Genomic DNA, 21,868 nt, shown 5'->3' with positions numbered 1-21,868 from the left:
GTGGATAACCTGGCGGCCCGCTGACCCCGGGCCGTTACCCTGGACAGGTGAACGACTTCCCCCATCCCCCCGAGCGCGGGCGGCTGCGCGTGCTCGCCGCCATGAGTGGCGGCGTCGACTCCGCGGTGGCCGCCGCCCGCGCCGCGGAGGCCGGGCACGACGTGACCGGGGTCCACCTGGCGCTGTCGGCGAATCCGCAGAGCTTCAGGACGGGCGCCCGCGGCTGCTGCACGGTGGAGGACTCCCGGGACGCCCGGCGCGCGGCCGACGTCATCGGCATCCCCTTCTACGTGTGGGACCTGGCCGAGCGCTTCCGCGAGGACGTGGTCGCCGACTTCGTCGCCGAGTACGCGGCGGGCCGCACCCCGAATCCGTGCCTGCGGTGCAACGAGAAGATCAAGTTCGCGGCCCTGCTCGACAAGGCCCTGGCGCTGGGCTTCGACGCGGTGTGCACCGGGCACTACGCGACGGTCGTCACTCGCGAGGACGGCTCCCGCGAGCTGCACCGGGCCAGCGACGCGGCGAAGGACCAGTCCTACGTCCTCGGCGTGCTCGACGAGCGGCAGTTGGCGCACGCGATGTTCCCGCTCGGCGACACCCTCACCACCAAGGACGAGATCCGCGCCGAGGCCGCCCGCCGCGGCCTTGCGGTGGCGAAGAAGCCCGACAGCCACGACATCTGCTTCATCGCCGACGGCGACACCCAGGGCTTCCTGGCCAAGCGCCTCGGCAGCGCCGAGGGCGCCATCGTGGACGAGAGCGGCGGCCAGGTCGGCACCCACGAGGGGGCGTTCGGCTTCACCATCGGGCAGCGCAAGGGCCTGCGGCTCGGCGTCCCCGCCGACGACGGCAAGCCCCGCTATGTGCTGGACATCTCACCGGTCGACAACACGGTCACCGTCGGCCCCGCGGAAGCGCTCGACGTCACCGCGCTCACCGCGATCCGCCCCCGCTGGTGCGGCGCCCCGCCGGCCGGCGCGGCGGCGTACACGGCGCAGCTGCGCGCACACGGCGAGGATGTGCCGGTGACCGCCGAGGTCGTCGGCGACGAGCTGCACGTACGCTTCACCGCCCCGGTGCGCGGCATCGCGCCCGGGCAGGCCGTGGTGCTCTACGACGGCACGCGCGTCGTCGGCTCCGCGACCATCGCCACCACCGACCGGGCCACCGCCCGCAGCCAGGAGAAGCCCCCGGTGACCGTATGAACATCGGCGTCTTCCTGTCCTCCGCCGACCTCGGCGAGCAGTACACCCAGCCGGCCCGCGAGTTCGGCAGGCTGATCGGCGAGGGCGGCCACACCCTGGTGTGGGGCGGCTCCGAGTCGGGCCTGATGAAGGTCGTCGCGGACAGCGTCCAGAAGGCCGGCGGGCGGCTGGTCGGCGTCTCGGTGGTCTTCCTCCGCGACTCGGCGCGCGCCGACGCCGACGAGATGGTCATCGCCCCCGACCTCGCCCAGCGCAAGGCCGAGCTGCTGCGGCGCTCCGACGCCGTCGTGGTGATGGTCGGCGGCGCCGGCACCCTGGACGAGGCCACCGAGATCCTGGAGCTCAAGAAGCACGGGCTGCACGCCAAACCGGTGGTCCTGCTGAACAGCGCGGGTTTCTACGACGGTCTGGAACTGCAACTGCGCAGGATGGACGCCGAGGGCTTCCTGCCGCTGCCGCTGTCCGAGCTGGTGTACTTCGCCACCGACGGCGCCGACGCCCTGGCATACATCCGGGAGCACCTGTGAGCAGTCCGCGCATCCACCTGGTCACCGGCGCCGGGTCCGGCATCGGCAGTGCCGTCGCGCAGCGCCTGCTGGAGCGCGGCGACGAGCTGTGGCTGCTGGCCAGGGACGCCGGGCGGGCCAAGGAGCTGGCGAAGCGTCACCCCGGCGCCCGTACGCTGGTCGGCGATCTGGCCGAACCGGCGCGGCTGTCCTGGGCGCTGGGCCACCAGGCGCCGCCCGACCGCCTGGACTCGCTGCTGCACATCGCCGGCGTGGTCGAACTGGGCGTGATCGGCGACCTCACCCCGAAGGTCTGGCAGGAGACGCTGGCGGTCAACCTGATGGGCCCGGCCGAGCTGACCCGGCTGCTGCTGCCGCAACTGCGGCTGTCCCGGGGCCATGTGGTCTTCGTCAACTCCACCTCGGGCCTGAGCGTCAGCGCCGACTGGGGCGCGTACGGCGCGAGCAAGTTCGGCCTGCGCGCGCTGGCCGACGCGCTGCGCGCCGAGGAGCACGCCGCCGGCGTCCGGGTCACCTCGGTCTACCCGAGCCGCACCGCGACCCCGATGCAGCAGAAGGTCCACCAGCAGGAGGGCAAGCCCTACGACCCGGCCCGCTGGATCCACCCGGACTCGGTGGCCACCACCGTCGTCACCGCGCTCGACCTCCCCCGGGACGCCGAGCTCACCGACCTGACCGTCCGCCCCGGCGGATAGCGGGCGACCAGGGGCGACCGGGGGATCCCGCGGCCACCGGAGCGGCCCGCGCGGAGGGCTTACCCTTCGGGCGTGAGCAACGATCTGCACCTCCCCGAGGCCACCGCCACCGGCGTGGGCTCCCTGCCGGGCGGCGACGCCCGGGAGGCGGCCCGCGTCGCGACCGAGGCGACCGCGGGCATGGCCTTCCTCCCCGAACTGCCCGCCCGCGGACCCGGCGCGGACATGATCGGCCGCAGCCTCGGGCTGCTGGCCGAGATGTACGCCCGGGTCGAACCCAGCGGCTGGCGGTTCGGCGACCGGCCGGGCCGCGACAGCAAGCGGGCCAGGTCGTGGCTGCGCGAGGACCTGGACGCCCTGGAGGAGTTCACCCAGGGCTACCAGGGTCTGCTGAAGGTCCAGGCGGTCGGCCCCTGGACCCTGGCGGCGTCGGTGGAGACCCGGCACGGCGAGGCCGCGCTGCGCGATCCCGGCGCCTGCCGCGACCTGGCCGCGTCGCTCACCGAAGGCCTCACCGACCACCTCGCCGACGTCCGCCGCCGGGTGCCGGGGGCGGACGTGGTGCTGCAACTGGACGAGCCGTCGCTGACGGCGGTGCTGCGCGGCCAGATCAGGACGGCCAGCGGCTACCGCACCTATCGCGCGGTCGACCGGGCCGTGATCGAGTCGGCGCTGCGCGAGCTGATCACGGCGGCGGGCGTGCCGGTCGTCGTGCACTCCTGCGCGCCGGACGTCCCCTTCCCGCTGCTGCGCCGGGCGGGCGCGGCCGGCATCTCCTTCGACCTGGACCTGCTCACCGAGAGTGACTGGGACGACTTCGGTGAGGCGGCGGAGGCGGGCACCGCTCTCTTCGCCGGTGTCGTGCCCGGCAGCGACGCCCCATTGTCAGACCCTGCCGGTAGCGTGAGGGGTGTTCGGGCGTTGTGGCGCAGGCTGGGGCTGGCACCGGGGGCGTTGGGGTCCTCCGTCGCCGTCACCCCGTCCTGCGGTCTGGCAGGGGCCTCACCGGCCTACGCCCGTGCTGCTCTCGTGCACTGTACGAAGGCGGCACGCTCGCTCGTCGACAACCCTGAGTAGTGAGGAAGGACGGGGTCGTGGAGGACACGGAGATTCCCGCGGAGGCACGCGAGGAGCACGCTCGCGTCGCCGAGCAGGTCGAGGAGCACCGCTTCCGTTACTACGTCAAGGACGCGCCGGTCGTCAGCGACGCCGAGTTCGACAAGCTGCTGCGCGGTCTTGAGGCCCTGGAGGAGCGGTATCCGGGCCTGCGCACCCCGGATTCGCCCACCCAGAAGGTGGCCGGTGCCTACGAGACGGAGTTCGTCTCCGTGCAGCACCGCGAGCGGCTGCTGTCACTGGACAACGCCTTCACCGACGAGGAGCTGACCACCTGGGCCGACCGGGTCGCGGCCGAACTGGGAGCGCCGGACAACGAGCGCAGCCCGTACCACTTCCTGTGCGAGCTCAAGGTCGACGGCCTGGCGGTCAACCTGACCTACGAGCGCGGCCGGCTCACCCGCGCGGCGACCCGCGGCGACGGCCGGACCGGCGAGGACATCACGCCCAACGTGCGGACGATCGCCGGCATCCCCGAGCGGCTGGCCGGCGACCGGGTGCCGCAGCTGGTGGAGATCCGCGGCGAGGTCTACTTCCCCGGCGAGAAGTTCGAGGAGCTGAACGCCCGGCTGGTCGAGCAGGGTGACAAGCCGTTCGCCAACCCGCGCAATGCGGCGGCCGGTTCGCTGCGCCAGAAGGACCCGCGGATCACCGCCTCCCGCCCGCTGCGGATGGTGGTGCACGGCCTCGGCGCCCGCGAGGGCTTCGACATCGACTGCCAGTCGCACGGCTACGAGCTGCTGCACGAATGGGGCCTGCCCACCGCCCGTTACAACAAGGTGGTCGACTCGCTCGCCGAGGTGCGGGAGTTCATCGCCTACTACGGCGAGCACCGGCACGACGTCGAGCACGAGATCGACGGGGTGGTCGTCAAGGTCGACGAGATCCGGCTGCAGGGCCGCCTGGGCTCGACCTCCCGTGCCCCGCGCTGGGCCATCGCCTGGAAGTACGCCCCGGAGGAGGTCAACACCAAGCTGGTGGAGATCCGGGTCGGCGTCGGTCGCACCGGCCGGGTCACGCCGTACGCGGTGGTGGAGCCGGTGACGGTGGCCGGGTCCGAGGTGGAGTTCGCGACGCTGCACAACCAGGAGGTCGTCAAGAAGAAGGGCGTCCTGATCGGCGACACCGTGGTGCTGCGCAAGGCCGGTGACGTCATCCCGGAGATCCTGGGCCCGGTGGTGGACCTGCGGGACGGCAGCGAGCGGGAGTTCGTGATGCCCGGCGAGTGCCCGGACTGCGGCACCGCCCTGCAGCCCATGAAGGAAGGGGACATCGATCTGCGGTGCCCCAACGCTCGCTACTGCCCCGCCCAGTTGCGGGAGCGGATCTTCTACCTCGCGGGCCGCCGCAGCCTGGACATCGAAGGGCTCGGCTACGTCGCGGCCACCGCGCTGACCCAGCCGCTGGAGCCGCACGAGCCGCCGGTGAAGAACGAGGGCGACCTGTTCGGCCTCACCATCGAGCAGCTGCTGCCGATCCGCTCGCACGTCCTGGACCAGGACACCGGCCTGCCCAAGCGGGACCCGGCGACCGGCGAGCCGAAGATCGTCACCTTCTTCGCCAACCAGAAGGGCGAGCCGAAGAAGAACGCGATGGCGATGCTGGAGAACATCGCGGCGGCGAAAGACCGCCCGCTGGCCAGGATCATCACCGGCCTGTCCATCCGCCATGTCGGTCCGGTCGCCGCCGCCGCGCTGGCCCGCGAGTTCCGCGACCTGGACCGGATCAAGGACGCCGCCGAGGAGGAGCTGGCCGCCGTCGACGGGGTGGGCGGCACCATCGCCGCCTCCGTCAAGCAGTGGTTCGCCGAGGACTGGCACCTGGAGATCATCCAGAAGTGGCGGGACGCCGGCGTCGTCTTCACCGAGGAGGGCTCGGACGAAGGGCCGAGGCCACTCGAAGGACTGACCGTGGTGGTGACCGGAACGCTGTCGACATATACCCGGGATGGCGCAAAAGAGGCGTTGGGCAGCCGAGGTGCGAAAGTCACCGGATCGGTGTCCAAGAAAACGGACTTCGTCGTGGTCGGCGACAACCCCGGCTCCAAGTTCGACAAAGCCGTACAGCTGAAAGTGCCTGTTCTGGACGAGGAGGGCTTCGCGGTACTGCTCGCGGACGGCCCGGAGGCCGCCCGGCTCAATACGGTGAATCCCGTGGAAACGGACACCTCCGCCGCGGCCCCGACAGACGCCGGGACGGACGGTGAATCCGGCTGAATGGCCCGAGGATGTCACCCGATCGGCCTATATCAGAATACGTCGATGTGCCTGGTCGCATTCGGGCAACCACGGTCGATCGGTGCCCGTGACGGCACAAGGCGGCCTAGTGTTGAGACGCGCGCCCGCCGGGGATGAACGTTCCGGCACATGCGGAACTCGTCCGCGGGCAGGGCGCGGTGGACCTGCTTGCCACACCGGGCTGTGAGAGGGACGGGCATGCGACCGACGGAGAGTGCCGAAGCGGCTGCGCCGCCGCGCAGCGCGCCCGCGGTCACGGTCGCGCCGCCCCCGGTCCTCGCCCCGTCGCTGTCCAGGTCCCTGGTGCGCAACGCGGCGCCGCCGGCCGCCGCCGTCTGCCTCGTGGTCGGCGTCCTCCGGGCGGTCGGCAAAGGCCACGCGCTGTTCCCCAACGGCAGCGCGGGCTGGGGCTTCGCGATCCTCACCGGCATCATCGTCGGCCACCTGGTGGCGATGGGCCGGGACCGCTGGTGGGGCGGCACCGGTTCCGGCGCCGCCCTCACGCTGGCCATGCTGCTCGTCCATGGCTGGGTGCCCGCCGTCCTGGTCAGCCTGGCCGTGGTGACGCTGGTCGGCGCCGCCCGCAGACACCGCTGGCGGCAGGCCGCCCTCTACGGCTCCATCGACATCCTCGGTATCGGCGCCGGCGCGCTGATGCTGGCCCTGTGCGGCGCCCACCCCACCGTCGAGCACCCGTGGGACCCCCACGGCTGGACGGTGACCGCCGTGCCGATCGTCGTCCTGGTCGCGCTGACCTACCTGGCGGCCACCCGCGCGCTGCTGTGGTGCGCCTTCGCACCCCGCACCGGCGGACTGCCCACCATCGCCCGGTCCGCGCTCATCCGGCAGGGCATGTTCGGCGGCGCGCTGCTCGGCATCTCCCCGCTGATCCTGGTCGTCGCCTGCGACAAGCCGGCGCTGCTGCCGCTGTTCTGCGTACCGCTGATCGCGCTGGACTCCACGCTGTGGATCGCGCACGCCCGCGCCGAGGAGCAGTTGCGCGACCCGCTCACCGGGCTGCCCAACCGCCAGTGGCTGCTGGAGCGGGCCTGGGGCGCGCTGGACGACGCCCAGGAGGACTACGAGCGGGCCGAGCCGGGCTTCGTGGCCGCGACCGGCGGCACCGGCAGCCATCCACCGGACGGCTGCGGGCGGGTCGGGCTGATCCTGATCGACCTGGACAAGTTCCGTTCCGTCAACGACACCCTCGGCCACCTGGCCGGTGACCGGCTGCTGCTCCAGGTCGCCGACCGGCTCCGGCTGGCCCTGCCGCGGGGCGCCGAGGTGGCCAGGCTCGGCGGCGACGAATTCGCCGTGCTGCTGCCCGGCTGCGACTCGGCGACCCGCGCCCAGCGGATCGCCAGGACGCTGGTCGCCGCGCTCGGCTCGCCGCTCAGCCTCGACGGGCTGTCCCTGGTGCTTGAGGCCAGCGCGGGCGTCGCCGTCTTCCCGGACCACGCGCTGGACGCCGAAGGGCTGCTGCGGCGGGCGGACGTGGCGATGTATCAGGCCAAGCGCGACCGCAGCGGCGTCGAGGTCTACGAGGCGACCAGGGACGGCAACACCCCCGACCGGCTCGGCCTGCTCGGCGACCTGCGCAGGGCGCTCGACGCCGGTGACGTCGAGCTGCACTACCAGCCGAAGGTCCGCTTCGACGGCCGGGTGGCCGGCCTTGAGGCCCTGGTCCGCTGGGAGCACCCGGAGCGGGGGCGGGTCAGCCCGGACGAGTTCATCACCATGGCGGAGACGTCCGGCCTGATGCCGCGCCTCACCGAATACGTGCTGGACACCGCGCTGGCCCAGGTCGCCCACTGGCGCCGGATGGGCCTCGACGTGCCCGTCGCCGTCAACGTCTCGCCGCGCGACGTCCACAGCCCCGGTTTCGCCGGTACGGTCGCCGCCCGGCTGGCCAGGCACCAGGTGCCGCCGGGGTCGCTGCAGCTGGAGATCACCGAGCACGTCCTGCTTGAGGACCCGCAGCGCGCCGCGGACACGCTCAACGGGTTGACCGGGCACGGCGTCAAGATGTCGCTGGACGACTTCGGGACCGGCTACTCCTCGCTGGTCCACCTGCGGCGGCTGCCGGTCAGCGAACTGAAGATCGACCGGTCCTTCGTGGCCAGGCTGGTGGTCGACACCGAGGACGCCGAGATCGTGCGCTGCACGATCGACCTCGCGCATTCGCTCGGGCTGATGGTCGTGGCCGAGGGCGTCGAGGACGACGAGACGTGGGAGCGGCTGCGGGACCTGCGGTGCGATGCGGTGCAGGGGTGGCTGGTCGCCGCCGCGATGCCGCCGGACGAGGCGACGAAGTGGCTGCTCGCCCGAGGCGAACGCGGCGCCCTGCCGGCCGCCGCGGCCCGCACCCTGCCCGCACTCCCGCCCGTGACGCCCCCGCCGGCGCCGGCGCGGACCATCGAACGGGCCTAGCCCCTCCGGGGCGGGTCGCCTGTACGCGGCCCAGCCCCCACCCACCGTTCCGTGGCGACAGGCCGCCACCCGGGGATCCCCCCGCGGCGGGGCCGACCCCCTAGGGGCGCGAGGAACTGCGCGCTCAGCCCCCACCCACCGTCGTGTGTCGACGACCGCCACCCCCCCCCAGGGGCGCGGGGAACTGCGCGATCAGCCCACCACCGGCCGGTGGTCCGTCGCCGACAGCAACTGCCCCTTCGGGCCGGTGACGGCCCGCGCCCCCGGTGGGGGCTGGTCGCGCCGTTCCCCGCGCCCCTATGGGGCACCCCCCTGCGTAAGGGGAGCCCGGCACCCCGTGCCCGGGGGAGGGCGGGGGCTGCTGAGAGGGAACGGTTTCGCGGTCCGGGGGCGGGGGCCCATAGGATTGGGGTCCATCGTCATCTCACCCCGCAGAGGATCGAAACCGCATGCCTGGCATCACGCGCGAGGAGGTCGCTCACCTCGGCCGGCTGGCACGTCTGGAACTGTCCGGTGACGAGCTGGACCACTTCGCCGGACAGCTCGACGACATCATCGGCGCGGTCGCCCGCGTCTCCGAGGTGGCCGGCGAGGACGTACCGCCGACCTCGCACCCGCTGCCGCTGACCAATGTGATGCGGCCGGACACCGTCCGCCCGTCGCTGACCCCGCAGCAGGCCCTCTCGGGCGCTCCCGCGCAGGAGCAGCAGCGCTTCAAGGTGCCGCAGATCCTGGGGGAGGACTGATCACGATGCCGGACATCATCAGGCTGACCGCCGCACAGACGGCGGAGAAGATCGCGTCGGGCGAGCTGACCGCGGTCGAGGTCACCGAGGCGCACCTGGCCAGGATCGAGGCCGTGGACGAGAAGGTGCACGCCTTCCTGCACATCGACCGGGAGGGCGCCCTGGCGCAGGCCCGCGCGGTGGACGCCAAGCGCGCGGCGGGCGAGCCGCTGGGCCCGCTGGCCGGGGTACCGCTGGCGATGAAGGACATCTTCACCACCGAGGGCGTGCCCACCACCGTCGGGTCGAAGATCCTGGAGGGCTGGCTGCCGCCGTACGACTCGACGGTGACCAAGCGGCTGAAGGCCGCCGACGTGGTGATCCTGGGCAAGACCAACATGGACGAGTTCGCCATGGGGTCGTCCACCGAGAACAGCGCGTACGGCCCGACGGGCAACCCGTGGGACCTGACGCGTATCCCGGGCGGTTCCGGCGGCGGCAGCGCCGCGGCGCTCGCGTCGTATCAGGCGCCGCTGGCGCTGGGCACCGACACCGGCGGTTCGATCCGGCAGCCGGCCGCGGTCACCGGCACGGTCGGGGTGAAGCCCACCTACGGCGGGGTGTCCCGCTACGGCATGGTGGCCTTCTCCTCCTCGCTCGACCAGGGCGGCCCGTGCGCCCGTACGGTGCTGGACGCGGCGCTGCTGCACGAGGCGATCGGCGGCCACGACCCGCTTGACTCCACCTCGATCGACGCGCCGGTGCCGCCGGTGGTCGAGGCGGCCCGCAGCGGTGACGTGCGCGGCATGCGGGTCGGCGTGGTCAAGGAGCTGGGCGGCGAGGGCTACCAGGCCGGCGTGGTGCAGCGCTTCAACGAGTCGGTCGAGGTGCTGCGCGAGCTGGGCGCGGAGGTCGTGGAGATCTCCTGCCCGTCGTTCGTGTACGCGCTGGCCGCGTACTACCTGATCGCGCCGTCGGAGTGCTCAAGCAACCTGGCCCGCTTCGACGCGATGCGCTACGGCATGCGGGTCGGCGACGACGGTACGAGGTCCGCCGAGGAGGTCACCGCGCTGACCCGCGAGGCCGGCTTCGGCGCCGAGGTCAAGCGCCGGATCATCCTGGGCACGTACGCGCTCAGCTCGGGCTACTACGACGCCTACTACGGCTCGGCCCAGAAGGTCCGCACTCTGATCACCCGCGATTTCGAAAAGGCCTTCGAGTCGGTCGACGTGCTGGTCTCGCCGACCACCCCGACCACCGCCTTCCCGCTCGGCGAGCGGGTCGACGACCCGCTGGCCATGTATCTGGTCGACCTGTGCACCATCCCGGTCAACCTGGCGGGCAACGCGGCGATGTCGCTGCCCTGCGGCCTCGCGCCGGAGGACGGTCTACCGGTGGGCCTGCAGATCATTGCCCCCGCGCTCAAGGACGACCGGCTCTACCGGGTCGGCGCCGCCGTCGAGGCCGCCTTCGTGAAGAAGTGGGGCCACCCGCTGCTTGAGGAGGCACCCCAGCTGTGAGCACCAAGGACAAGAACACCAAGGACACCAAGAGCTCGAAGAAGAAGGGCAAGGCCGGTACGTACCTGGCGATCGGCAGCACGCTCTTCGCCGCGTTCAGCAACGTCAAGAAGGTGCGTGCCGCACGCGGTGAGGAAGACACCCTCCTGTTGATCGACGGCCTGATCCGGGTGGCCGCGGTGGCCACCGGAGTGGCGCTGCTGGTCCGCGAGCTGCGCCAGCACGACAACGACGTCCTGACGGACTGACAGGACAGGAGGAAGAACAACTGTGACCGTCACGGATCTGCTGTCCTACGAGGACGCGCTCGCGTCCTACGACCCGGTGATGGGCCTTGAGGTCCATGTCGAGCTGGGCACGAGGACGAAGATGTTCTGCGGCTGCTCCACCGAGCTGGGCGCCGAGCCCAACTCGCAGACCTGCCCCACCTGTCTCGGCCTGCCCGGCTCGCTGCCGGTGGTCAACGAGATCGGCGTGGAGTCCGCGATCAAGATCGGCCTCGCGCTGAACTGCGAGATCGCGCAGTGGTGCCGCTTCGCGCGGAAGAACTACTTCTACCCGGACATGCCGAAGAACTTCCAGACCTCGCAGTACGACGAGCCGATCGCCTCCAACGGCTATCTGGACGTCCAGCTGGAGGACGGCGAGGTCTTCCGGGTGCAGATCGAGCGTGCCCACATGGAGGAGGACACCGGCAAGTCCACCCACGTCGGCGGCGCGACCGGCCGGATCCACGGCGCCTCGCACTCGCTGCTCGACTACAACCGGGCCGGCATCCCGCTGATCGAGATCGTCACCAAGCCGATCGAGGGCGCCGGCGAGCGGGCCCCCGAGGTCGCCAGGGCCTACGTCGCCGAGCTGCGCGAGCTGATCAAGGCGCTGGGGGTGTCCGAGGCCCGGATGGAGATGGGCCAGATGCGCTGCGACGTCAACCTGTCGCTGCGCCCGCCCGGCCGGGCGGCGTTCGGCACCCGCAGCGAGACCAAGAACGTCAACTCGCTGCGCAGCGTGGAGCGGGCGGCCAGGTTCGAGATCCAGCGGCACGCCGCGGTGCTCTCCTCCGGCGGCACCATCGTGCAGGAGACCCGGCACTTCCACGAGGAGGACGGCTCGACCACCTCAGGGCGTATCAAGGAGGAGGCGGAGGACTACCGCTACTTCCCCGAGCCCGACCTGGTGCCGGTCGCCCCGTCCCGCGACTGGGTCGAGGAGCTGCGCGCCGGGCTGCCCGAGCTGCCGCGGCTGCGCCGCAAGCGGCTGCAGGAGGACTGGGGCATCGCCGACCACGAGATGCAGTCGGTGCTCAACGCCGGGGCGCTCGACCTGATCCTGGCCACCATGGCGGAGGGCGCGGACGCCGCGTCGGCCCGCAAGTGGTGGATGGGCGAACTGGCCAGGCACGCCAACGAGACCGGCAGCGAGCTTGCCGCGGTGCCGATCACCCCGGCGCAGGTCGCCCGGGTCTCGGCGCTGGTCGCGGCCGGCGACCTGAACGACAAGCTGGCCCGGCAGGTCATCGAGGGCGTGCTGGCCGGTGAGGGCGACCCCGACCAGGTGGTCGACAAGCGCGGCCTGAAGGTCGTCTCCGACGACGGCGCCCTCGGCGCGGCAGTGGACGACGCCATCGCGTCGAACCCGGCGATCGCCGACAGGATCCGCGGCGGCAACCTGGCCGCGGCCGGTGCGCTGATCGGCGCGGTGATGAAGGCGACCCGCGGGCAGGCGGACGCCAAGCGGGTGCGCGAGCTGGTCCTGGAGAAGCTGGGCGTCCAGGGCTGAGGCCCGGGCCGACCAGCCGTCCGCTGTAGGGAAGTTGTGAGGACGGCACCCCGCCGGGGTGCCGTCCTTATCTGCTATTTACCCCCTTGTGAGGAAGGGCACGAAAGTCCCAAAGGATCAATTTCTCCTGGGATAGTGGGGCGAACGTCAAGCACAGGAGCAGCTGATCCATGGCCGCACTCGCACGGTGGTGTCTGCACCACCGCATCACCGCCGTGCTCCTGTGGATCGCCCTCCTGGCCGGCCTCACCGCCGCCGCGGGCGCCGTGGGCTCCGCCTACTCGCGGCACTACGAGGCCGGCGGCACCGAGTCCGGCCACGCCAGCGCCTTGCTGCGGGAGTCCTTCCCCGACCAGGCCGGCGACGACGAGACCATCGTCTGGCACACCGACCACGGCACCGTCCGCGCCGCGGCCGTCGAGCGCACCATGACCACGGTGCTCGACCAGGCCCGCCACCTGCCCGGTGTCGTCTCCGTCGACAGCCCGTACATTCCCGCCGGCGCGGTGCAGATCAGCGCCGACGGGCACACCGCGTACGCCACGGTCGGCTACGCCCAGGACGCCGACAGCATCTCCGTCGCGCAGGCCAGGGAGCTGGTGAGCACCGCCAAGGCGGCGCAGAGCGACGACCTCCAGGTGGAACTGGGCGGACAGGCCGTCGGCAGCACCGAGAGCGCCGGCGCCCACCTCAGCGAGGTCGTCGGCGTGGCGGTGGCCGCGGTCGTCCTGCTCGTCGCCTTCGGCTCCTTCGCCGCCATGCTGCTGCCCATCGCGACGGCACTGGTCGGCTGCGGGACGGCGTACATGGCGATCGTGCTGCTCGGCCACGCCATGACCGTCGCCGACTTCGCCCCCATGCTGGGGATGCTCATCGGGCTCGGCGTCGGCATCGACTACGCCCTCTTCATCGTCAGCCGCCACCGCAGAGGGCTCAAACGCGGCCTGAGCGTGACCGAGGCGGCGCAGGAGGCGCTGGCCACCACCGGACGGGCGGTGGTCTTCGCCGGGGGCACGGTCTGCGTGGCACTGCTGGGCATGCTGATCCTGCGACTGAGCTTCCTCAACGGCGTCGCGGTCGCCGCCGCGCTGACCGTCCTGCTCACGGTGGCCGCCTCCGTCACATTGCTGCCCGCGCTGCTCGGGCTCATCGGCCCGCGCGCGCTCAGCCGCCGCGAGCGCCGGGCGCTGGCCGAGCACGGCCCGCGGCCCGAGCCGACCGCCGGGCTCGCCGCCCGCTGGTCGGCCTTCGTCGAACGCCATCCCAAGGTGCTCGGGGTGCTGGCCGCGGTGGTGATGATCCTGCTGGCGCTGCCCACCTTCACCCTGCACCTGGGCACCTCCGACCAGGGCAACGGGCCCGCGAAGGCCACCACCCGGCAGGCCTACGACCTGCTCGCCGACGGTTTCGGGCCCGGCACCAACGGCCCGCTCACCCTGGTCGCAACCACCGACGGCGCCCAGTCACGGCTGGCGCTCGACCACCTGCCGGGGATCCTGCGGAACACCCCCGGCGTGGCCGCGGTCAGCCCGGTCGAGCTGTCCGACGGCGCCGGGGTGATCACCGTCGTCCCGGACAGCGCCCCGCAGTCCCGCGACACCTCCCGGCTGGTCGACCGGCTGCGCCACGAGGTGCTGCCCGCCGCGGAGAAGGGCGGCGCGCTGAAGGTCTACGTCGGCGGCCCCACCGCCAGCTACGACGACTTCGCCGCGGTCGTCATCGGCAAGCTGCCGCTCTTCGTCGGCAGCGTCGTCGGCCTCGGCTGCGTCCTGCTGCTGGTCGCCTTCCGCTCGATCGGCATCCCGCTCAAGGCCGCGGCCATGAACGTCGCGGCGGTGGCCTCGTCGTTCGGGGTGGTCACCACGATCTTCCAGTGGGGCTGGGGCAGCGAATGGCTCGGCCTGGGCCGGGCAGGCCCGATCGAGCCCTTCCTGCCGGTGATCATGGTCTCGGTGCTCTTCGGGCTGTCCATGGACTACCAGGTCTTCCTGGTCAGCCGGATGTACGAGGAATGGCGCGAGACGCACGACAACTGCCGGGCGGTACGGGTCGGCCTCGCCGAGACCAGCCGGGTGATCAGCTCGGCCGCGGTGATCATGATCGCGGTCTTCCTGGCCTTCGTGCTCAGCGGCGACCGGGTGATCGCGATGTTCGGCATCGGCCTGGCCGCCGCCGTCGCCCTGGACGCCTTCGTGCTGCGTACGCTGCTGGTGCCGGCGCTGATGCACGTCCTGGGCGACGCCAACTGGTGGCTCCCCGGCTGGCTCGACCGCCGCCTGCCCCGCATCAGCATCGAGGCCCCGGCCGCCCCCCGCCCGCTCCCGGCCCCGCCACCCACCCCGGCGGCCGTGGGGGGACCCACCTCCGCGGAGGGTGAACGGTCCTCAGGGGCACGGGGAACCGCGGGCGCGACCGTGACGCTGCGCGCGCGACCTTGACGCCGGGATGGCCGCAGCGCCCCAGCGCGCGGCCCGCACCTTAGGCGCGCGGGGAACGGCGCGACCAGCCACGACGCGCCGGGTCGGGCGGGGTGTCCGCGCCTGAGCACCCCGCCTAAGGCACCGTGTGCGTGCGCCTAAGCATCCGGCGGGGCGAAGTTCGGGCAGCTGCCCGATGTGGCGGGGCCACCTGGGAGACGAGGCTAAGGGCATCGCAAAAACCGCCACCAGGGAGACAACGATGTTCGGCTACGAACTCCAGCAGGCCCGCAGGGACGAACTCCAGCGCACGGCCGACGAATGGCGGCTGGCCCAGCAGGCCAAGGCAGCCCGCGCCGAGCAGCGCGCGGCCGCCCGCCGCTCCGCCGCCAGATCGGCGGTACGCACCGACGCGGAGGCCGCGGAAAGTCCCGCCCGCGGCAGGCGCCACTCGCTGCGCCCGCACAGTGCGGCATGACCGCGGAGGCGGTGGCGGCCCCGCCCGGGGCCGCCACCCCGCAGGGCGCCGGGCGCGGAGTAACCGGTGTCGCATCCGGGGCCCGGCGTGAAATGCTCACCAGCGTGCAGACCCAGTCGCTCAGCCCCGTGTTCATCGGCCGAGGCGCCGAGCTTGCACGGCTTGCCTCGGTGCTTGCCGACGCGGACGCGGGCGAGTCCCAGGCGGTGCTCATCGGCGGCGAGGCGGGCGTCGGCAAGACCCGGCTGACCGAGGAGTTCCTGGCCGCGGCCCGCGCGGCGGGCGCGGTGACCGCCGTCGGCGGCTGCGTGGAGATCGGTGCGGACGGCCTCCCCTTCGCACCGGTCTCCGCCGCGCTGCGCGACCTCTATCGCACCCTCGGCCCCGAGCTGATCGCCGCCGCGGCCGGCCAGCAGGCCGAACTGGCCCGGCTGCTGCCCGAGTTGGCCCGCACGGACGGCGCCCGCAAGGAGCCGCACGACGAGGACGGCCGGGTCCGGCTGTTCGAGCTGACCGCCCGGCTGCTGGAAAGGCTCGGCGCCGACCGTACGATCGTGGTGGTCGTCGAGGACCTGCACTGGGCCGACCGCTCCACCCGCGAGCTGCTCGCCTACCTCTTCCGCTCCCTCCAGCGCTGCCGCGTGCTGGTCGCGGCGACCTACCGGGCCGACGACATCCACCGCAGGCATCCGCTGCGGCCCTTTCTCGCCGAGACCGACCGGCTGCGCCGGGTGGAGCGGTTCGAGCTGTCGCGGTTCAGCCGCGCCGAGGTCCGCAGCCAGCTGTCCTCGATCATGGCCGACGAGCCGGACGACACGGTGGTCGACCAGGTCTTCGCACGCTCCGACGGCAACCCGTTCTTCGTCGAGGAGCTGGCCTGCAGCCTGCACCGCGGGTGCTCAACCGGCCTCAGCGACTCGCTGCGCGACCTGCTGCTCGTCCGGGTCGAGGCGCTGTCCGAGGACGCCCAGCGGGTGGCGAAGTTCGTCGCCGAGGGCGGCAGCACCGTCGAGTACCGCCTGCTGGCGGCCATCACGGGGCTGTCGGAGGACGACCTGCTCGCGGCGCTGCGTGTCGCGGTCGGCGCCAGCATCCTGCGGCCGACCGACAGCGGCGAGGGCTACCGCTTCCGGCACTCGCTGGTCCGCGAGGCGGTCGGCGACGATCTGCTGCCGGGCGAGCGCAGCCGTATCAACCGGCGTTACGCGCAGGCGGTCGAGGCCGACCCCTCGCTGGTCCCCGCGGATGAGCGGGCCGCCCGGCTGGCCAGCTACTGGTACGCCGCGCACGACCCGGCCCGGGCGCTGCCCGCCGTGCTGAGCGCCGCCGTCGAGGCCAGGCACCGGCATGCCCACGCCGAGCAGTACCGGCTGCTGGAACGCGCGGTGGAACTGTGGGACGACGCCCCCGAGGACATCCGCGCCGGGCTGCGGCCCGCCGACTACACCGAGGCGTATCCGCCCTGCGACTGCCCCGAGGGCACTCCGCTGGACTTCGTCGACCTGCTGGCCGAACTCACCGTCGCCGCCCGGCTCAGCGGCGAGCGGGAACGCGCCTACGCCATGGCCAAGCGGGCGCTGCGGCAGATGGAGCGCAGCGGCAGCCATGACCCGCTGCGTGCCGCGTGGTTCTGGACGCAGCGCTCCAAGGTCATGGAGGTGCTGGGCCGCGGTGACGGCTGGGAGGAACTGGCCAGGGCCCGCGAGCTGGTCCGCGGCCTGCCGCCGTCCGCCACCCACGCCGAGGTCCTGGCGATGATCGCCGGCTGGATCATGGTCCACAAATCCGGTGCGGAGGGCATCGCCATCGCCGGGCAGGCGGTGGAGCTCGCCAGGACCGCGCAGGCGCGCGACACCGAACTGCACGCCCGCGTCACCCTGGGCCTGCTCCAGGCGGACAGCGGCGACCTCGACGGCGGCATCGCCGGGGTCGAGGAAGTACGGCGGCTGGTCAGCGACCAGCGCGCGCCGCTGATCGTCTCGCGCACCTACGGCAACCTGTCCTCGGTCCTGGAGGGCGCGGGCCGCTCCGAGGAGGCGGTACGGGTCAGCCGCGAGGGCCTGGACCTGGTCGGCGACCAGGTGGCCAACGCCACCCGGGCGTGGCTGCTCGCCAACGAGGGCGAGTCGCTGCTCATGCTCGGCCGCTACGAGGAGGCCGCGACCGAACTGGCCGCCGCCCGCCGGGCGGTGGAGGGGCCGCTGCTGTGCGCGGGCGTGGAGATGTACCAGGGCTTCCTGGCACTCGCCCTCGGCGACACCGAAGCCGCGGTCCAACTCCACGCCTCAGCCGCGGCCGGCTTCCGCCACGACACCCAGCCGCAGCACCAGATCCCCCTCCTCGGGCTGGGCCTGCGCGTCTCCGTCGCCCAGGGCCGCTACGACGAGGCCCGGCGCATCCTGCTGGCCGGGATCGACGCCGGATTCCCCAACGGCACCGCGCGCTACGCCTGGCCGCTGGTCGCCTGGGGCGCCGCCGCGGAAGCCGACGGGCCATGGCCGGTCACCGGCGATCCCGCCCGCGGCCAGGTGCTCGACCGGATCAGGACCGCCGCCCGTGAACTGGCCCGCCCCACACGGCTCTACGAGGCCTACGCGCTGCTCGTCGAGGCCGAGCTGGCCAGGGCGGCCGGCCGGCACGAACCCGAGCTGTGGGCCGCCGCTGAGGCGTCCTTCGCCAAGGAGGAGCGGCCCGTGGAGCTCGCCACCGCGCGCTACCGGCACGCCGAGGCGCTGCTCGCCCGCGGCCCCGACACCCGCGAGCAGGCGGGCTGCCTGCTCGTCCAGGCCCACGACGTGGTGGCGGCGGCCGGTGCGAAGCCGCTCGCCGCGGAGATCGCGGCGCTGGCCCAGCGCGCCCGGCTGCCGCTCGACGCGCCCCTCGGCCCGGCCGCGGCCGCGGGCCCCGCCGACCCGGTCGACCCGGCCGACTCCCTCGGCCTCACCGCCCGCGAACGCGACGTGCTGCGCCTGGTCGCGGACGGCCGCACGAACCGCCAGATCGCGCAGGAGCTTTTCATCTCACCGAAGACGGCGAGCGTCCACGTCTCCAACATCCTGGCCAAGCTCACCGTCTCCACCCGCGGCGAAGCCGCCGCGCTGGCCCACCGCCTCCACCTCTTCACCACCGCCCCCTGAACCCCCGCACCCCTGGAGCGCGGGGGGCCCCAGGGGTGCGGGAACGACCAGGACGGCGCTGCGGCTGACCGGCCGGCGCAAGGGTGCGGGCAGCGGCGCGCCCGGTCACGACGGTGCGGCAGGCGAACCGCCACCGCAGGCGGCACCCCCGTCGGCGCGCCCAGGAGGCGCTAACTCACGCTGATCCGGAGGATCTTGTCGTCCCCCGGCTTCGGCGTCCCGCGGCCGTCCGTGTTGCTGGTGGTCAGCAGGATCGTGTGGTCGTCGACCGCCACCACTGTGCGGAGCCGCCCGTAGGTCCTGGTGAAGAACGCCTGCGGCGGCGCCGCCGCTCTGGTGCCGTCGAGCGGGATGCGCCAGAGGCGCTCGCCCTTGAGGGAGGCCATCCAGATGGAACCCGCCGCGTAGGCGATACCGCTGGGGGAGGCGTCGTCGGTGTGCCACTGGACGACCGGGTCGACGTAACCGGCCCGGTGCGCGATGCCCTCCACCACCGGCCAGCCGTAGTTCTTGCCCGGCTCGATGAGATTCAGCTCGTCCCAGGTGTCCTGCCCGAACTCCGAGGCCCACAGCCGGCCCTGCGCGTCCCAGGCCAGGCCCTGCACGTTGCGGTGGCCGGGGGAGTAGACCAGGGAGCCGGAAACGGGGTTGTCCTTCGGCACCTGCCCGTCCGGCGTCATACGCAGGATCTTGCCGCCGAGCGAGGACATGTCCTGGGCGAGCCCGCGCTGGGCGGTCTCGCCGGTCCCGGCGTAGAGCATGCCGTCGGGGCCGAAGGCGATCCGCCCGCCGTTGTGGATCGAGCCGGTCGGGATGCCCCGCAGGATCGTGTCCGGCGCCCCCAGTTGGTCACCGGAGGCGCGGGTCGGGTCGAAGACCATCCGGGCGATGCGGTTGTCGGACGCGGTGCTGAAGTACGCGTAGAGCAGGTGGTCGGTGCCGAAGTCCGGTGACAGGGCGAGACCGAGCAGGCCCGCCTCGCCGCCCTGGCTGTGGGCCACGCCGGGGATCGTGCCGATCACGGTGGACGTCTTCCTGGCCGGGTCGACCCGGATGATCTTCCCGGTGTCGCGCGAGGCGACCAGCAGCGTGCCGTCGGCGAGCCGCACCAGGCCCCAGGGCGCGGCGAGCTTGGTGGCGAGGGTGCCGGTGACCTTCGCGGTGCCCTTGGCCGGGGCCGCGGAGGGGGTCGGCGTGGCGGAGGTGGTCGAGGCCGGGGGCGCCGCCGGGGCGCCCGAGGTGTGCGAGGGCTTGGTGAACGGGGGCGCCCCCGTCGACGAGCCGCTGCTGCATCCCGCGACCAGCGCGGCGGCGACGGCGGTCGCGGCCGCGCCTCCCAGTACGCGACGGGCTGTGCCCGGCCCTCCTGTGCTCACCGTCAGACCTCGCAACGTCGACGCCAGTCCTCTTCCCGCCCCAGCACATCACACCCTCGCCCGGCGGCGCAGCCGAGCGGACCCGGTCGTCCCGGCCGCCCGTACCGTCGGCGGCCCCGGGAGCAGGGCTAGTCCCAGGAGCCGCGGGCCGGGGGGAGCGAGGCGATCTCGGTGAGGTCGTGCGCGGTCAGGGCCAGGTTGGCCGCCCCGGCGTTCTCGGCGGGCCGTTGCGCCGAGCGGGTGCCGGGGATCGGGATGACGCCAGGGCCCTGGGCCAGCGCCCAGGCGAGGGCGACCTGCGCCGGGGTCGCACCATGGCGGCGGGCCACTCGCCGCAGCCCCGCCACGATCGGCTGGTTCGCCGCCATCATGTCCGCGGTGAAGCGCGGATGCCTGGCCCGCAGGTCGTCCGGCTCGAAGCCCTCGCCGGGTATGAGCGTCCCGGCGAGGAAGCCGTTGCCCAGCGGCATGGCGGCCAGGAAGCCGACGCCGTGCGCGGTGCACCACGGCAGCAGGTCGTCCAGCGCTTCCGCGGCCCACACCGACAGCTCGGCCTGGACGGAGCTGACCGGGAAGACCTGCTGGGCGCGCACCAGCTGGCGCAGCGTCTCGTCGTGCAGCGCGGCACCGGCGCGGCGGTGGCCGCGGGCGCCGACCGCGCACAGGCCGAGCGCGCGGACCTTGCCCGCGGTGACGAGTCCGGCCATCGCGCCCCAGGTCTCCTCGACGGGGACCTCGGGGTCGACGCGGTGCAGCTGGTAGAGGTCGATCGTGTCGGTCTGCAGCCGCCGCAGCGACGCGTCGCAGGCCCGTCTGACGTATGCCGGGCGGCCGTTGGCCACGATGTGCTGCTCGCCGGCCAGCAGCCCGCACTTGGTGGCGACGAAAGCCTCCCGCCGCCGCTCCTTCAGCACCCGCCCGAGCAGCAGCTCGTTGGTGAACGGGCCGTACATGTCCGCGGTGTCCAGCAGCGTGCTGCCGTGGTCGAGGGCGCTGTGCACGGCCCGCAGCGACTCCTCGCCGTCCTGCCGGGACGTGGCGTACGCCCAGCTCATCGGCATGCAGCCGAGGCCGACCGCCCCCACCGACAGTGCTGCCGCGCCGACCGCCCTGCGCTCCACCGTGCCGCCCTCCCTGAGACGCAACACTGTGCCATAGCCTCCTGACCATGACCGACATGACCCAGGACCCCGCAGCGGGCGGCCGCCCGCAGGTGTGGCTGTCCGTACCGCGCGAGGGGATCGACGGACTGCCCGACGCGTTCGACTACGTGTACTGGGACGGCACCGGAGACTTCCCCGCCGATCCCGCGGCTGCCGCCTTCTACGTCGTGCCCTATATGAAGGGGCCGTCCGCCGGCGCACTCCCGCTGCCGCACATGACCGGTGTGCGGGTCATCCAGACGCTGAGCGCCGGGGTGGACCACATCGCACCGCACCTCCACCACTGCGCGCCCGGCGTGCGCCTGTGCAACGCCCGCGGGGTGCACGAGGCGAGCACCGCCGAGCTCACCGTCGGGCTCATCCTCGCCTCGCTGCGCGGCATTCCGCGCTTCGTGCGCGGCCAGGACGCCGAGAGGTGGTACTCCGGTTTCTACCCGGCGCTGGCCGACCGCCGGGTGCTGATCGTCGGCTACGGCTCGATAGGAGCCGCCGTCGAGGACCGGCTGGCGGCCTTCGAGTGCGAGGTGGACCGGGTGGCGCGCACCGCGCGGGACACCCCGCGCGGGCCGGTGCACGCGCTGGCGGACCTGCCGTCGCTGCTGCCGGCCGCCGACGTCGTGGTGCTCACCACCCCGCTGACCGAGCAGACCAGGGGCCTGGCGGGACCGGCCTTCCTGGCCACGATGAAGGACGGCGCCCTGCTGGTGAACGTCGCACGCGGCGCCGTGGTGGACACCAAGGCGCTGCTGGTGGAGGCCGAGTCGGGACGGCTGACCGCGGCACTGGATGTCACCGACCCCGAACCGCTGCCCGCCGGGCACCCGTTGTGGCATGCGCCCGGCGTGCTCATCAGCCCGCACGTGGGGGGCAGTACCTCCGCATTTCTGCCGCGGGCAAAGCGTTTGATCCGGTCCCAGCTGGTCAGGTTCGCACATGGTGAGGAGTTGGCCAACGTCGTCCAGGTGACCGGTTGACCGCGGCGGCCGGCCGCCGCCCGGAGCTGACTGGCCACCGACAGGCACCGGGTGACTCCGTGCGGTGTCCGGCGACCCCCATACGGTTA

At 73.0% G+C, this 21,868-nt stretch carries 16 protein-coding genes; 14 read left to right on the top strand and 2 right to left on the bottom strand.

What is annotated here, in order from left to right; all coding sequences use genetic code 11:
- Positions 1 to 47 precede the first annotated feature (47 nt).
- From mnmA to OG702_RS10365, 13 genes are all read left to right on the top strand, one after another.
- Positions 48 to 1,205 carry a tRNA 2-thiouridine(34) synthase MnmA gene (gene mnmA / locus OG702_RS10425; RefSeq protein WP_327288573.1) on the top strand — a complete coding sequence of 386 codons (1,158 nt, stop codon included), beginning with the start codon at positions 48 to 50 and terminating at the stop codon, positions 1,203 to 1,205.
- Entirely contained in the window at positions 1,202 to 1,732 is a 531-nt protein-coding gene (locus OG702_RS10420) for a TIGR00730 family Rossman fold protein (RefSeq protein ID WP_327288572.1), read from the top strand. Before mnmA ends, OG702_RS10420 begins: the two co-directional genes overlap by 4 nt.
- Entirely contained in the window at positions 1,729 to 2,427 is a 699-nt protein-coding gene (locus OG702_RS10415; RefSeq protein WP_327288571.1) for an SDR family oxidoreductase, read from the top strand. The genes OG702_RS10420 and OG702_RS10415 overlap by 4 nt, the downstream gene beginning before the upstream one ends.
- Positions 2,428 to 2,499: 72 nt before the next feature.
- Positions 2,500 to 3,504: a methionine synthase gene (locus OG702_RS10410; protein WP_327288570.1), complete on the top strand. Its 1,005-nt coding sequence runs from the start codon at positions 2,500 to 2,502 to the stop codon at positions 3,502 to 3,504.
- A gap of 17 nt (positions 3,505 to 3,521) precedes the next feature.
- The gene (gene ligA / locus OG702_RS10405) at positions 3,522 to 5,759 is read left to right on the top strand and encodes an NAD-dependent DNA ligase LigA (RefSeq protein WP_327288569.1); all 2,238 of its coding nucleotides are present in this window, start codon (positions 3,522 to 3,524) and stop codon (positions 5,757 to 5,759) included.
- Positions 5,760 to 5,978: 219 nt separating this feature from the next.
- A complete protein-coding gene (locus OG702_RS10400; protein ID WP_327288568.1) occupies positions 5,979 to 8,210 on the top strand; it encodes a putative bifunctional diguanylate cyclase/phosphodiesterase in 2,232 nt (743 codons plus the stop codon).
- Positions 8,211 to 8,659: 449 nt separating this feature from the next.
- The gene (gene gatC, locus OG702_RS10395; protein ID WP_205043478.1) at positions 8,660 to 8,956 is read left to right on the top strand and encodes an Asp-tRNA(Asn)/Glu-tRNA(Gln) amidotransferase subunit GatC; all 297 of its coding nucleotides are present in this window, start codon (positions 8,660 to 8,662) and stop codon (positions 8,954 to 8,956) included.
- Between the two features lie 5 nt (positions 8,957 to 8,961).
- A complete protein-coding gene (gene gatA, locus OG702_RS10390) occupies positions 8,962 to 10,455 on the top strand; it encodes an Asp-tRNA(Asn)/Glu-tRNA(Gln) amidotransferase subunit GatA (RefSeq protein WP_327288567.1) in 1,494 nt (497 codons plus the stop codon).
- Positions 10,452 to 10,703, top strand: a complete 252-nt coding sequence (locus tag OG702_RS10385) for a hypothetical protein (RefSeq protein WP_327288566.1) — start codon at positions 10,452 to 10,454, stop codon at positions 10,701 to 10,703. The genes gatA and OG702_RS10385 overlap by 4 nt, the downstream gene beginning before the upstream one ends.
- Before the next feature lie 22 nt (positions 10,704 to 10,725).
- Positions 10,726 to 12,234: an Asp-tRNA(Asn)/Glu-tRNA(Gln) amidotransferase subunit GatB gene (gatB, locus tag OG702_RS10380; protein WP_327288565.1), complete on the top strand. Its 1,509-nt coding sequence runs from the start codon at positions 10,726 to 10,728 to the stop codon at positions 12,232 to 12,234.
- Positions 12,235 to 12,404: 170 nt separating this feature from the next.
- Positions 12,405 to 14,672 carry an MMPL family transporter gene (locus OG702_RS10375; protein WP_327288563.1) on the top strand — a complete coding sequence of 756 codons (2,268 nt, stop codon included), beginning with the start codon at positions 12,405 to 12,407 and terminating at the stop codon, positions 14,670 to 14,672.
- 241 nt (positions 14,673 to 14,913) lie between these two features.
- Positions 14,914 to 15,129, top strand: a complete 216-nt coding sequence (locus OG702_RS10370; protein WP_327288562.1) for a hypothetical protein — start codon at positions 14,914 to 14,916, stop codon at positions 15,127 to 15,129.
- Between the two features lie 92 nt (positions 15,130 to 15,221).
- Positions 15,222 to 18,266, top strand: coding sequence for a helix-turn-helix transcriptional regulator (locus OG702_RS10365; protein WP_442814366.1), 3,045 nt, complete (start codon positions 15,222 to 15,224; stop codon positions 18,264 to 18,266).
- Positions 18,267 to 18,436: 170 nt separating this feature from the next.
- Here OG702_RS10365 and OG702_RS10360 read toward each other — a convergent pair whose 3' ends face one another.
- Positions 18,437 to 19,642 carry a PQQ-dependent sugar dehydrogenase gene (locus tag OG702_RS10360; protein WP_327288560.1) on the bottom strand — a complete coding sequence of 402 codons (1,206 nt, stop codon included), beginning with the start codon at positions 19,640 to 19,642 and terminating at the stop codon, positions 18,437 to 18,439.
- Positions 19,643 to 19,770: 128 nt separating this feature from the next.
- On the bottom strand, positions 19,771 to 20,763 hold the full coding sequence (locus OG702_RS10355; protein WP_327293169.1) for an aldo/keto reductase: 993 nt from the start codon (positions 20,761 to 20,763) through the stop codon (positions 19,771 to 19,773).
- 56 nt (positions 20,764 to 20,819) lie between these two features.
- On the opposite strand from OG702_RS10355, the gene OG702_RS10350 reads away from it, so the two are divergent.
- Complete coding sequence (locus OG702_RS10350; RefSeq protein ID WP_327293168.1) at positions 20,820 to 21,779, top strand: 2-hydroxyacid dehydrogenase; 960 nt, start codon at positions 20,820 to 20,822, stop codon at positions 21,777 to 21,779.
- The last annotated feature ends 89 nt before the right edge of the window (positions 21,780 to 21,868 follow it).

Origin of the sequence: Streptomyces sp. NBC_01198, assembly GCF_036010485.1 — a bacterium.
Taxonomy (GTDB): Bacteria; Actinomycetota; Actinomycetes; order Streptomycetales; family Streptomycetaceae; genus Actinacidiphila.
The sequence above is the reverse complement of the archived record's forward strand: the minus strand, read 5'-3'. Positions and strand labels throughout refer to the sequence as shown.

What these genes read in the sequence shown, in the direction of transcription:
- gatA (WP_327288567.1), top strand. Translation starts at nt 8,962, where the DNA reads ATGCCGGACATCATCAGGCTGACCGCCGCACAGACGGCGGAGAAGATC.
- OG702_RS10375 (WP_327288563.1), top strand. Translation starts at nt 12,405, where the DNA reads ATGGCCGCACTCGCACGGTGGTGTCTGCACCACCGCATCACCGCCGTG.
- gatC (WP_205043478.1), top strand. Translation starts at nt 8,660, where the DNA reads ATGCCTGGCATCACGCGCGAGGAGGTCGCTCACCTCGGCCGGCTGGCA.
- OG702_RS10370 (WP_327288562.1), top strand. Translation starts at nt 14,914, where the DNA reads ATGTTCGGCTACGAACTCCAGCAGGCCCGCAGGGACGAACTCCAGCGC.
- OG702_RS10365 (WP_442814366.1), top strand. Translation starts at nt 15,222, where the DNA reads ATGCTCACCAGCGTGCAGACCCAGTCGCTCAGCCCCGTGTTCATCGGC.
- OG702_RS10400 (WP_327288568.1), top strand. Translation starts at nt 5,979, where the DNA reads ATGCGACCGACGGAGAGTGCCGAAGCGGCTGCGCCGCCGCGCAGCGCG.
- OG702_RS10350 (WP_327293168.1), top strand. Translation starts at nt 20,820, where the DNA reads ATGACCCAGGACCCCGCAGCGGGCGGCCGCCCGCAGGTGTGGCTGTCC.
- OG702_RS10420 (WP_327288572.1), top strand. Translation starts at nt 1,202, where the DNA reads ATGAACATCGGCGTCTTCCTGTCCTCCGCCGACCTCGGCGAGCAGTAC.